This window comes from Tritonibacter sp. SIMBA_163 (genome assembly GCF_046535935.1).
GTDB lineage: Bacteria > Pseudomonadota > Alphaproteobacteria > Rhodobacterales > Rhodobacteraceae > Epibacterium > Epibacterium scottomollicae.
Window position 1 is genome coordinate 1 of record NZ_JAWJBP010001217.1, and the last position, 240, is coordinate 240.

A 240-nucleotide genomic window follows, 5' to 3' on the forward strand; every position below is an offset into this window, starting at 1 on the left:
GATGCTCTTTATTGTCCGGCCGCTATCCATCTGGCTGTCGACAATCGGAACGGACTTGAGCTGGCGAGAAAAAGCCTTGATTGGTTGGATTGCGCCTCGAGGCATTGTCGCTTTGACAGTTTCCGGCTATTTCGCCAACGTCTTATTGGATGCCGGGTTTGAAGACGCAGAGCTGCTGACGGCGTTGACCTTTGCGCTCGTGTTCTCCACAGTTGTCGCCCATGGCTTCTCCATTACTTG

1 protein-coding gene is annotated in these 240 nt (G+C 53.3%); it reads left to right on the top strand.

Annotated features, from left to right (window positions below):
• Positions 1-55: 55 nt before the first annotated feature.
• Positions 56-240, top strand: a 185-nt coding sequence (locus R0J92_RS26180; protein WP_411053838.1) for a hypothetical protein, incomplete at its 3' end; no start/stop codon positions are given.